The organism is Hymenobacter seoulensis, assembly GCF_054780535.1.
This window is the reverse complement of sequence record NZ_BAAGWD010000004.1, coordinates 1-12,047: the sequence shown is the minus strand read 5'-3', so window position 1 is coordinate 12,047 and position 12,047 is coordinate 1. Positions and strand designations below refer to the sequence as shown.

The window sequence follows — 12,047 nt, the reverse complement described above, 5'->3', positions numbered from 1 at the left end:
CCCTAAATCATCTGGGCGTATCTTTTGGTTGAGTGCCGGGGAGTTTGTCCCTTTGCTGTTCCCAAACCTCTGTGCTGCCATGCGTCCTATCCTTCGCGCCGCTTTCCTACTAGCCCTGCTCCCCGCCTGCCGCCCTGATCAGATTGAGCACCTCAGCAACACCAAAGAGCTAGCCGTGGAGGCCGAAAACTGGCAGGTGAAGCGCATTATGCCCAAGGATTTGCTCCGGGCCACCCGCTGGGCCGGCGACTCACTCACGAACACCGCCGACCGAGAATTGCGCCAGCTGCTAGCCCAGAAACTGCAGGAAGGCGGCGTGGCCGCGGCCCTAACCTACTGCCACCCCAACAAGCTTCCGGCTACTGATTCGTTGGCTAAGGTGCTGAAGGCCTCGCTGAGTTGGGTGAGCCCGCGGCCGCGCGACCCACTGCATCGGGCTGCCTTAACTGCCGCCGAGCTCGACGCTGCCGACACGACCCGTCGCGTAGCCCGCCCTTCCACGGAAGAGTTTACCTATCAGCGACCCCTAGTCCTGACTGATGCCGTGTGCCTGCGCTGCCACGGCGAAGCAGGCAAGGATATTTCTGCCGGCGACTATGCACTTATTCGAAAGCAATACCCGCAGGATCAGGCTACGGGGTATCAGTTGGGCCAAACCATGGGCGTGTGGCGCGCAAGCTTCCAGCGGCCCGGCGTAGCGGAGTTCTGGACAATGAAAACCCGCAAAGTGATGAAGAAGCGGAAGCCTCTGTTTTAGGCGCCAGCAGCATATTCCGGTACTAGCTTCGGCTCGGGTCCTAACCTTCTGCCCTGGTTTCCAGTTTGGGCAGGGTATGACTACTGCTGCTAATTCCTCTCAACTACCTATTGTAATTATTGGGGCCGGCATGGCTGGCCTAACCTGCGCCTGCTACCTGCATCGCGCGGGCCAACCGGTGCTGGTGCTCGAAGTCAGTGATGCCGTCGGCGGCCGCGTCCGGACGGATATTACGCCCGATGGGTTTCGCCTCGACCGGGGCTTTCAGGTGCTTCAGACGCGCTACCCCGAGGTGCAGCGGCTCCTGGACTACGGCGCGCTGAAGTTGCAGGCCTTTAAGTCCGGGGCCGTCATCCGGCTGCCCGATGGGCATGAAACCACCTTGGTAAACCCGCTGCAGCAACCTACGGCGGCTTTTTCGGCGCTTACCTCTCGCGTAGGCACTCTTCCTGATAAGCTACGGGTGCTGAGTATGGTGCAGCACGTGCGCCGGTTCACCAGCGAGCAACTCATCAGCCGCAACGCCACAAACCAGCTCGATACGCTGAGCTTTTTGCGGGAGTATGGCTGGAGCGAGCAGTTCATCAACAATTTCTTCCGCCCCTTTTTCGGCGGCGTTTTTCTTGACCGCGGTTTGAGCACGGCGGCCAATTTCTTTGAGTTCGTGTTCAAGCAGTTTGTAGAAGGCGAAGCAGCCGTACCAGCCTTGGGCATGCAGCAGATTCCGGAGCAGCTAGCCACGCGGCTACCAGCCGGCGCCGTACGCCTACGTGCCCCCGTTACGGCCATTGAAGGCACCACCGTACGCTTGGCCAACGGCGAAACCATTGCGGCCGCTACCGTGGTAGTAGCGCTAGACGGTGAGGCCGCTGCGCGCCTGCTAGGCAGCGCGCAGCCTCAAACCCCAGATATAACGTGGCGACACACCACCTGCACCTATTTTGCGGCCCCGACTCCCAAGGCGCGCCCCGATAAACTGTTGCGGCTCAACTCCGCCCCCGATTGCCTGGCTCATAACGTTGCCTTTCCTACCGATGTATCGGCGGAGTACGCTCCGGCCGGGCAACGCCTAGTATCCGTGAGCACGCACGGCGAGCATGGCCTGACGGAAGAGGCCCTTACGGTTCGGCTGCAGCAGGAGCTAGTAGCCTGGTTTGGGCCGGACGCTGCGCAATGGCGCCATCTGCGCACGTATGCCATTGCGCACGCGCTGCCCGTGTATGGCGCCGGCCAGCCGGCTCGTCAGTTCCTGAAGCTGCACAGCCACCTGTACCGTTGCGGCGACTACACGGCCTATCCGTCGCTTAATGCTGCTATGGCCTCCGGACGCGAGGTTGCGGAGGCTATTCTTAGCACTTGAGCGTAGTATAGCTTACAAAAAAGTCCGCTGGCACTCTTTACGCAGAGTACCAGCGGACTTTTGTTTTCACTAGGCTAGGCCCCAAGTACTAGCTGAACCGGGCAATGGTCGGAGTGAATCACGTCCCGCAGCATATGAGCCTCTTCGATACGCGGCTGCAGGGCAATATCAACTAGCAGGTGGTCGAGGCGCCAGCCCACGTTGCGGGCACGGGCCCCGGCTCGGTAGGTCCACCAAGAATAGTGGCCCGGTGCATCGCCGTGATGATGTCGGAAGGAATCCGTGAAGCCATCGGCCAGAAAGTCTTTAAACCACTGGCGCTCTTCCGGCGTGAAGCCAGGGCTGTTCTGGTTGGCTTTGGGGTTATGCAAGTCAATATCGCGCTGGCAGCAGTTGAAGTCGCCGGCTATAATGAGCGGCGGGGCGCCGGCTTGCTGCAGCTCCTGCACGTAGCGCCGGAAGAAATGCAGCCACTCCACCTTAAACGCCTGCCGCTCGGGGCCACTCGTGCCGGAGGGCATATACACATTCAGCACCGAGCAGTCAGCAAAATCGAGCCGCAATACGCGGCCTTCCTCGTCGTACAGCCCGTTGCCACACCCTTCCGTTACGGCCAGCGGCAGCTGTTTGGAAAACGTAGCCACCCCACTATAACCCGGCTTTTGAGCCGGATGTAGGTACGCGTGGTAGCCCAGTGCCGTCAGGCCCGATACGTCCAGCGGCTCACGCCCGGCTTTTATTTCCTGCAAACACAACACATCTGGGTTGGCCTCTTGCACCCAGTCAAGCAGCCCTTTGCTCAGGGCCGAGCGCAACCCATTTACGTTGTAGGTTATGATATTCATGTGTACGCAATACGCTTTTTTAGCACCCAAACCCAGACCAGTGCACGGGCACTTTAGTCGCCGCTCATCTCTGCGAAATACTCCAAGATGTGCCACTTGAGCATCCGTTCCTGCTCTTTCAGGCTGGCAAAGGGCACGGGGCGCAGCAGCCGAAAGTGGGGCCACCCTTCTGCGTCCACGCTCTCCAGCTCATAATAGCCAGAGAGGCTGAATAGCCGGCACGTGGCAATGTGCATCAGATCTTGCTTTTGCTCTTTCGTGAAAGGGCCCGCCCCCTGGCCAAGCTCCTGCACGCCAATGAGCAGCAGCAGCGCATTCAGGTCGGGTTTCTTCCCAAACCGCTCCCGCAGCTCCGTCATCAATTCCCACCACCGATGCTCAAACTGCGCTTCCGTTTCCTGAGGATCGAGCATAGCTACGCGTCGTGCGAATGAGGTGGAGCTGCCACAGCTGCTTCCTCTTTGAGGGCTTCCCAGTACTCCACTGCCCGGCGGAAGTGCGGAATCACAATGCTACCGCCAATCAGGTTGGCAATGGCAAACACCTCGTAAATTTCCTCATCGTTGATGCCTTCCTCGTAGCATTTGCCGAGGTGGTATTTGATGCAGTCGTCGCAGCGCAATACCATGGAGCAGGCTAGGCCCAGCATTTCCTTGGTTTTTACATTGAGCGCGCCTTCCTGATAGGTATTGGTATCGAGGTTAAAAAACCGCTTAATTACCTTGTTATCAGCCGCCATGATTTTTTCATTCATGCGCTGGCGGTAGTCATTGAACTCTGAAACGAGACTCATATAGGTTTGTATGTTGCGTGAGAAGGTGCTGAACCCACCGCGGGCCTGATAGGTATAGCCCGATGGAGACCCTAGGACAGTGTTTCCGGATTCAGCTTTAAACCTTAAAATTAAGGAGAAGTTCGCCAGTGCCACGCACGGACTGCAGCACCTTCTCGTAAGCCACTAGCCTTCTTTTGATATCCAACTAGCTGTTATGGGGTTGCCTGCTTTACTTGCCGATTTTGTTAACCTAGTTTTTCCGCAGGTTTGTTTGGCCTGTGAAGAGCCCGTGGCCCGCGGTGAGGGCCTTATCTGTACCGGTTGCCGGGCTCAACTGCCTTATACCGATTACCACCGCCTCCCGCCCGCTGAAAATCCGCTGGCGCGCCGGTTTTGGGGAAAGCTGCCGGTGCGCCACGCCCTGAGCTATCTGCGGTTTCAGAAGCACGGCCGCGTGCAGCATCTGCTACATCAACTCAAATACCAGGGCCAACAGGAAGTAGGGCGCGTGCTGGGCCAGTGGTACGGACAGGAGCTACATGATGCCGGGTTTGCCTCCAGCTTCGACCTAGTAGTTCCGGTTCCGCTGCACCGCCGCAAGCTGGCTACGCGGGGCTACAACCAAGCCGATAGCTTTGCGGCCGGTATGGCCCTAGGGCTGGGCTGCTCTTGGCAGGCTAATGCCCTCGTGCGCACCTCGCACACCGATTCACAGACGCGAAAGAACCGCATGCAGCGGTGGCATAACGTAGCCGACGTATTTGAGGTAGCCCAGCCTGATGCCATAAAAGGGCTACGTATTTTGGTGGTTGATGATGTCTTGACAACTGGCGCGACCCTTGAAGCGTGTGCCGCCACTTTGCTGGCTTCCGGTGCCGCTGAGGTCAGCATTGCCACCATTGCTACCGCCGACCGATAACCTCAATTCTTCACTAGGCCTTATAACACAAGAAAGCCGCCCGGGGTGGGGCGGCTTTCTTGTGTTAATAGTATTGCCTTCCAGCTTACTTGTTCGAACCAGCGTTGATCATCGCGCAACGGAAACCGATAGTAGCCGTAGCCGAGTCTTCGGCCATGAAACGACGCGTACCGGGCGAGAGCCAGTAGGCTACGTCGCGCCAAGAGCCGCCTTTGTACACCCGCACGTGGTCGTCGATGAGTGACTGGTAGCCACCTTTGCCCAACGAGTTAGGGTTCTTATCGTACTTCTCAGCGGGGTCAAGGAAGCCATTCCGACGGAAGGGGTTCAGATCTTCCACATCTTCAAACGAGAGCGGACGGTAAATATCCTGCACCCATTCGTTTACGTTGCCTGACATGTTGTACAGGCCGTAGTCGTTTGGTGGGTAGGCGTATACATACTCCGTAATCATGGCGCCATCGTTCAGCGAGCCAGCAATACCGGCATAGTCGCCGCGGCCGCGCTTGAAGTTGGCTAGGAACTCACCCATTTTCTTGCCGTGGGGGTTACGCACCTGGCGGCCATCCCATGGGTAAATGCGCTTGTTCTCCTGGTTTTCGTTGCCGGTTTCCTGCGTACCGATAAGTGCCTGAGCAGCGTACTCCCACTCCGCCTCGGTAGGTAGGCGGTAGTTAGGCAACGTATTACCGTTCTCGATGGAAACTTTTGGTTTGCCTTCGTCATCGGTAGTGCCTTCAGCAGCATCACCACCTTTTTTCTTGCGGCTAAACAAACCACCTTTTTTGCTGCTACCGCCTTCGTCGCCTTCACCAGCCAGCTTCTCATTCACCTTAGCAGTACGCCAGGTGCAATAGTCGTTGGCCTGCAGCCAGCTTACACCCACCACAGGGAAGTAGCGGAAGCCGGGGTAACGCAGGTAGTAATCAACGTACGGGTCGTTGAACGACAGCTCACGGGCCCATACGGTGGTGTCAGGCAAAGCCGACTGGTAGAACTCTTCAGCGGAGTCCTTCCGCACAAAGTGCAGGTATTCCAACCAGTGAATGTTCGCTACTTCGGCTTCATCCATGTAGAACGAGGCCAGCGTAACGGTACGCTCCAAGTTGTCGTGGGTCATGGCGATGTCCTCTTCGGAAGAGCCCAGCACCGTGCGGCCTCCTTCGATGAACACCAACCCAGGACCTTCCGGAATGCCTTGGTAATCAGATACCATCATTCCCTCCTCGGTGTTGTACTCTATGCCCGTCGTGGAGCTGTACTTACCGGGTTTGGTCGCGGTGGGCGGCCCGCCTTTACAGGCTGCCAGTGCGCAGGCTCCCACTACAGCAAAGCGCAGGTACTTGGAAAAATTCATGATCAAGTTGAAACTACCTGTTAGAAAAGCGTTTAGACAAGGCAAGTCGGCTGCAATAATACAAATTTTCAAAAGGCTGGGCAAGGAATCGATGGGTAATTCCGTCGTTTTAGTCGGCGCCATGCTGCTTCCAGCGAATCAAACTCCCGAAGGGCCAAAGAAATTTCATGTGCGCCACCTAAATCTGCACTAAACTGACTGAAGCTTACGTCGTAGCTATAACCGAGCCGAAAACTGCCCACACTCACGCCAGCAATGGCCGTCAGGACCTGTTGGGGCTTACTAGCCCCCGGCAATGGCACGCCCCGATACACGGCTCCTATCGTGATGGGGGTAGCTGTAAAGTATAATCCGGCCTCGGCTCGCTGTGACTCGCCCTGCCGGGTATAATTCACTGTCGGCGACAAACTAATTTCGCGATACTCAGCTGTAGTAGCCGTGCGGGTAAAGTACTGTTTGTAGCCGGCCTGGAAGTTTAGGCGTAGCGGCAGGCTAGCCTGAGTTACAAACGCTAGGTCGGGCTGGTTGAGATGATGGCCCGCTGCCCCAATCCAGAACCGCTCACCATACAGCAGCCCGCCCACCGAAGCCGTGACATAATGCACAGGCTTGTAGTCGGCCACTTCCAAGCTAAAGTCGCTTACGGTTCCTTCATCCGAGAGCTGGTCACCGAATATAAGGTTGCCGTAACTCACGCGCTGAAGACCATAGCTTAGGGAGGCTCCCCCACTTAAGCTCAGCTGTTCATTTAACCGCAAATGGTAGGCATATAGCCCGCCGGCCTGAAATCGGGTGTAGCCCACGCCGCCGGTCCGGTCGTAATTCACGAGCACGCCCACAGCACTGCGCTGATTCTGCAGGCGGTAGTCGGCGGCCAATTGGCTGGTCTGGAACGAGCCGGCCAGCGTAGGAAACTGGTTGCGGTAGCTTAGCGTGACGCTGTAATCATCGAGCAGGCCCGTATACGCTGGGTTTACCTGCATGCGGTTGGCATACGGCTGAGCGAAATACAAGTCCTGCGCCTGGGCAGCAAAGGTGGCCCCTAGGGTTAGTCCGGCCGCAAAGGCCCAGCCCCTCCTGCGGCGGAGGCAGCGCGGCAGACTAGGCACAACGGGCAGGTAAAGCGTCAGCATAGGTAGGTTGCGTAACGCCAGCTTCTGGTATTTTGGTACATCCTATGGCGTGCTTACTTCCTGAACATACGATATTCTTCTCGGCTTGCCGGTACTGTGCAGGCTTGTTGCCGCGTTTTTTCACTTATAAAGTTTGGTTTTCCCTTTACTTCCCAAGCTGGCAAGGGTTTCGCACTACTTTTGCCCTAGTACTTTTATAAAGTAAGCGTACGCCGCTTTTTGCTTAATCGGTCTGTATCCCTCGCTCTTTTCCTTTACCACTATGCGTAAATTCTTTGTCGGGCTCCTGATTTTTCTGGTAGTACTGATTGCCAGCTTGGCGCTGGCGCCGGTGCTATTCAAAGATAAAATCAAGGCCGCCTTCGATCAGCAACTGGCCCAGCGCGTGCGGGCCACCGTGCAGTACGATCCGGCGAATGTGGATGTAACGCTGCTCAGCTCCTTTCCCGATCTGGCTCTGCGCATCGACCAACTGCGTGTCATCGGTCAGGATTCGTTTGCCCGCGATACGTTAGCCTACCTCCCGCAGGTGAAAGTAGGCCTAGATCTGATGAGCGTTATCAGCGGCAACCAGATCAAGATCAAGAACATTACCCTGGAGCAGCCTGACCTGAGCCTGCGCGTACTGAAAAGTGGCCGCGCCAACTGGGATGTATATGTATCAGACTCCGCAGCTGCCTCGAAAGGACAGGATACCACGGCCGTGAACCTAGCCATTCAGGGCTGGCAGATGAACAACGGCCGGCTGCGCTACGATGACCAAAGCATTCCGTTCGGGATGCAAATGCGCGGCATCACCCATTCCGGCTCTGGCGACTTCGAGCAGAATATTTTCGATATGGTGAGCCAGACATCGGCAGAAAGCTTCTCGATGCAATATGATGGCACCGAATACATCAGCAACAAAAAGCTGGACGCCGATGTGACGCTGGCCATGAACCTGGAAAAGATGCTGTTCACTTTCAAGGACAACCAGGTGAAGCTGAACGACTTCCCTGCCACTTTCCAGGGCACTATTGGCCTACCCAACGCCACCGACATTACGTATGACCTGACGTTTAAAGCCCTGGAAACGGACTTTAAGAACATTCTGAGCCTAGTACCCGGCGCCTATACCAACCAGTTCAAGGACATGGAGGCCACCGGTAAGGTAGCGTTTGACGGTTATTTCAAAGGCACCCAGAATGAGGTGAAGATGCCGGGCTACGGTATAAACTTGCAAGTGAAGGAAGGCAGCTTTAAATATCCGCAGCTGCCTCAGCGCGCCCGCAACATCAACGTGGATATGGTGGTCGATAACCCCTCGGGCTTTACCAACAACGTGAAAGTAAACGTCAAGCAGTTTCACTTGGACCTCGGCACCAACCCGATTGATGGCAACGTGAGCATTGATGGGTTGGAGCCAATGAAAGTAGATGGCCGCGTGAAAGCCAACGTGGACTTGGCTGAAATGATGAAGGTATATCCAGTGCAGGACCTGTTGCTACGTGGGAAGCTGTTCGTGGATGGCACAGCGAAGGGTATCTACTCCAAAACCCAGATGCCCGTGGTACAGGCCAAAATGAACCTAACCAACGGCTACGTAAAAGCCAAGCAGCTGCCTACCCCCATTGAAAACCTGACCCTTACCGGTACGGTCACCAACCCAACGGGCTTGCTCAATGACACCCGCGTGGATATTCCGCAGTTCCGGATGCTGCTGGATGGTGAGCCGCTGGAAGGCCGCGTGGCCACACAGGGCGTCGATAAGCTACGTTTTGATACGGATGTGAAAGGCGTAGTAGACCTTACCAAACTCACCAAAATATTTCCGCTGCAAGGCATGACGGTTACGGGACGCCTGAATGGTAACGTGGCTGCCAAAGGCAACATGGCGGATATTGAAGCTGGCCGTTACCAAAGCGTGGTAGCATCGGGCACTGTTAACGCCCGCAACATTACTTATAAGAGCACCGATCTGCCGCAGGGTATGCGAGTAACCGCCGCTACGGCCACTTTCAACAACGATAAGATTGTGCTGCAGAACATGACGGGCTTCGTGGGCTCGTCGGATATAGCGGCCTCAGGCACTATCAGCAACTACATGGGCTACCTCTTTGTGCCTGGCCAACCCCTGCGTGGCAACCTGACGGTGAACTCCCAGCGCTTTAATGTAAATGAATGGATGGTAGACGAGGTATCGGCGAAACCAACCGTAGCCGCAAGCGGCCAGGCACCGGCCAAAGCCGAAGGTGTATTACAGATTCCGAAGGAATTTGATTTAGTGCTGAACACCACCGTTAACCAGATGGTGTACGACAACCTGAAGCTCGACGACGTGAAAGGCACCATAACGGTGCGCGACCAGGTGGCGCTGCTCAACGGCTTAACGTTTAATACTCTTGGCGGCTCCTTTGCCACTACTGGCAGCTATTCCAGCAAGAATTTGGCTCATCCGAAGTTTGACTTGGGGCTGAACATCAAGAACCTGAACTTCCAGAACGCCTTCCAAGCCTTTAACTCCATCAAGACCCTAGTACCACTAGCGGGCAGCTTGGAAGGTATCTTCTCTACCAACTTTAAGGTGAGCGGTGAAATGGGCCCCGATATGATGCCCTTGTATAGTTCGCTCACCGGCAAAGGTCTGTTTGAAGTGGTGCGGGCTTCTGTCGTCAACTCCGCAGTCCTGAACAAGATTAGCTCTCTGACCCAGTTTCAGGAGCTCAAGAAATTCGCCGTTGACAACAAAGACGTGGCTGCTGAAATCATTAACGGCAACTTTGTAGTGAAGCCCTTCGACCTGACTGTGGGTCAAATTAAAATGACCATAGGTGGTTCCAACAACGTCAGTACCGGTGGGCTGGAGTATGTTACGGCGCTGAATGTGCCTACAGGCAAGCTGGGTAACCAGCTCAATAGCCAGCTAACTCAGCTTACGGGCGTACAAAACCTGCAGGGCACCGACCGCGTGACACTAGGCCTTACCATTGGCGGAACCGTTACGAACCCACAGGTGCGGCTTACTACCGGCAGTGTAAAAGCACAGGCCAAGGATTTGGTGAATAGCGTGGTGCAAGCCAAAGTGGATGATGCCAAGCTCAAGCTTCAGGCCCAAGCCAAGGTAGCGCAGGACAGCCTGCAGAGGGAACTCCAGCGCAAACAGCAGGAACTTACCCAAAAGGCGCAGCTTGAAATTGAAAAGAAGCGTCTCGAAACGCAAGCCAAGCTCCAGGACAAAGCCAAACAAGGCCTCAACAATCTGATTTTCGGCAAACCTAAAGCACAGCCTGCTGAGCCCAAACCAACCGAAACAAAGCCTACTGAGCCTGTAGCCACTGACAGCACTAAGCAGAGGTAATATAATTTTGCTAATATCGCGGAAGTAGCTATTTTGGCTAGCTTCTTGCCAGAAACGGAATGTTCAACCCTGCGTATGAGGCTGAACATTCCGTTTTTTCATTTTAAACTTTTGTATGATCCCCTCACGACTCCTCTCCCTCGCGCTGTTATCAGCCCCTTTGCTGTTAGCTGGCTGCAACGATGACAACAACAACTCTTCCGGCGCTGCTAAGCTGGAAGTGCGGCTCACCGATGCTCCTGGCGACTTCCAGGCCGTGGTGCTCGACGTTCGCCAGATTGAAGTGCACCTGAAAGAAGAGAATAACCCTGACGGCTGGGAGTTGCTGCCATTTCAAGCGCAGACCGTTAATGTGCTGGATTATGTCAATGGCAAATCAGCGCTGTTAGTAGACACTGATTTTGAGCCCGGCGACCTCAAGGAAATCCGGTTGGTACTAGGCCCAGATAGCTACGTAACCGGTCGTGATGGCCAGCGCTATGATCTCAAGACACCAAGCGGCCAGACCTCGGGCGTAAAGCTGAAGCTAAACAATGTGTCGCTGCGCGAGCGGGAGAAGTACCAGTTGCTCCTTGATTTCGACGTAGCTAAATCTATCGTAGAACGCGGCACTTGGAAAACCGGGAACGACAGGAAAGAGCGCTACCTGCTAAAGCCTGTCATCCGGGTTATTGCCCAAGACTTGAAAGGTGGCATTCGTGGTACGGTGGCTCCGGTTGCTGCTCTTCCACAGGTGTTAGCTATTCGCTCATCCATAACCGTTCCTGATACCTTCAGCACCGCTGCTGATGCTTCTGGCGCTTTCCTGTTGAGCGCGCTTCCTTCGGGCACCTACCGGGTTGAGCTGTTCCCGACCACGACGGCACCATCCGGCCAAGCAGCGTACAAAGTGATTACGAAAACCGGTATTACGGTCACGAATGATAAGATAACCGACCTAGGACAAACTTCCTTGACGGAGTAGAAGATCTTTGTTCCTCACGAAAAAGGCCCCGCTACAATTGTAGCGGGGCCTTTTTCGTGAGGAACGTACACCAACTGAGGGTAGTGCTCACTTAAAGATCATAACCAACTGTACGCTCAAGCCCAAATGCTTCAATGAGAGAGACAGCACATAGTATACTCATTAAATAGTAAGCTTGCTACTAAACTATCGGAAGCCAAACTCACCTACGAGGACCAAGCATATACTTAGGTAAGGAAAAGCTAAACAGGCCTCCAAGGTGTGTATGCCTATTAAGCTCATACAACTTATAAAAGCTCGCAACTTAGCAATTGCCCAGCATCTACAGATTCAAGAAGGACTAGAGCCATAATGAGGATCTAGCGCCAATCTACCCGCATCTATTAAACAGCAAGTGCTCCTATTCCAGCCCCTCCTTCCCCAATTGGGAGTGACGTTAGGCTCGAGAGTAATAGCGTGAGGTATACACTAAGCTGTGCCAGCTAGCGGGAGGCGAAAGGGACCCGGGTGGGGGGTAACATACAAATGCCCCCTGCAGCACGAAGTCGCAGGGGGCATTGGCAAATGATAAGGTTGGCGGCGACCGACTCTCCCGCCGGT

The 12,047-nt window shown here is 55.3% G+C and carries 10 protein-coding genes; 5 read left to right on the top strand and 5 right to left on the bottom strand.

Annotated features, from left to right (window positions below; translation table 11 throughout):
* The first annotated feature begins 79 nt into the window (after nt 1–79).
* Together ACYVHC_RS15970 and ACYVHC_RS15965 are read left to right on the top strand one after the other, a co-directional pair.
* Entirely contained in the window at nt 80–757 is a 678-nt protein-coding gene (locus ACYVHC_RS15970; RefSeq protein ID WP_460614784.1) for a c-type heme family protein, read from the top strand.
* A gap of 76 nt (nt 758–833) precedes the next feature.
* Nucleotides 834–2,117, top strand: a complete 1,284-nt coding sequence (locus ACYVHC_RS15965; protein ID WP_460614783.1) for a protoporphyrinogen/coproporphyrinogen oxidase — start codon at nt 834–836, stop codon at nt 2,115–2,117.
* A gap of 74 nt (nt 2,118–2,191) precedes the next feature.
* On the opposite strand, the gene ACYVHC_RS15960 is transcribed toward ACYVHC_RS15965, so the two are convergent.
* Genes ACYVHC_RS15960 through ACYVHC_RS15950 form a run of 3 tightly spaced genes read right to left on the bottom strand, consistent with a single transcriptional unit; the run spans nt 2,192 to nt 3,755 of the window.
* A complete protein-coding gene (locus ACYVHC_RS15960) occupies nt 2,192–2,962 on the bottom strand; it encodes an exodeoxyribonuclease III (protein ID WP_460614782.1) in 771 nt (256 codons plus the stop codon).
* Between the two features lie 53 nt (nt 2,963–3,015).
* Nucleotides 3,016–3,375, bottom strand: a complete 360-nt coding sequence (locus ACYVHC_RS15955) for a hypothetical protein (RefSeq protein ID WP_460614781.1) — start codon at nt 3,373–3,375, stop codon at nt 3,016–3,018.
* Between the two features lie 2 nt (nt 3,376–3,377).
* Nucleotides 3,378–3,755 (bottom strand): carboxymuconolactone decarboxylase family protein, encoded by a 378-nt coding sequence (locus tag ACYVHC_RS15950; protein ID WP_183401614.1) that lies wholly within the window; start codon nt 3,753–3,755, stop codon nt 3,378–3,380.
* A gap of 196 nt (nt 3,756–3,951) precedes the next feature.
* On the opposite strand from ACYVHC_RS15950, the gene ACYVHC_RS15945 reads away from it, so the two are divergent.
* The gene (locus ACYVHC_RS15945) at nt 3,952–4,656 is read left to right on the top strand and encodes a ComF family protein (RefSeq protein WP_460614780.1); all 705 of its coding nucleotides are present in this window, start codon (nt 3,952–3,954) and stop codon (nt 4,654–4,656) included.
* 85 nt (nt 4,657–4,741) lie between these two features.
* On the opposite strand, the gene gldJ is transcribed toward ACYVHC_RS15945, so the two are convergent.
* Together gldJ and ACYVHC_RS15935 are read right to left on the bottom strand one after the other, a co-directional pair.
* Nucleotides 4,742–6,013, bottom strand: a complete 1,272-nt coding sequence (gldJ, locus tag ACYVHC_RS15940) for a gliding motility lipoprotein GldJ (protein ID WP_460614779.1) — start codon at nt 6,011–6,013, stop codon at nt 4,742–4,744.
* A gap of 68 nt (nt 6,014–6,081) precedes the next feature.
* Nucleotides 6,082–7,146 carry a PorP/SprF family type IX secretion system membrane protein gene (locus ACYVHC_RS15935; protein WP_460614778.1) on the bottom strand — a complete coding sequence of 355 codons (1,065 nt, stop codon included), beginning with the start codon at nt 7,144–7,146 and terminating at the stop codon, nt 6,082–6,084.
* A gap of 262 nt (nt 7,147–7,408) precedes the next feature.
* On the opposite strand from ACYVHC_RS15935, the gene ACYVHC_RS15930 reads away from it, so the two are divergent.
* Complete coding sequence (locus ACYVHC_RS15930) at nt 7,409–10,483, top strand: AsmA family protein (protein WP_460614777.1); 3,075 nt, start codon at nt 7,409–7,411, stop codon at nt 10,481–10,483.
* Nucleotides 10,484–10,598: 115 nt separating this feature from the next.
* Nucleotides 10,599–11,447, top strand: a complete 849-nt coding sequence (locus tag ACYVHC_RS15925; protein ID WP_460614776.1) for a DUF4382 domain-containing protein — start codon at nt 10,599–10,601, stop codon at nt 11,445–11,447.
* Nucleotides 11,448–12,047: the final 600 nt, after the last annotated feature.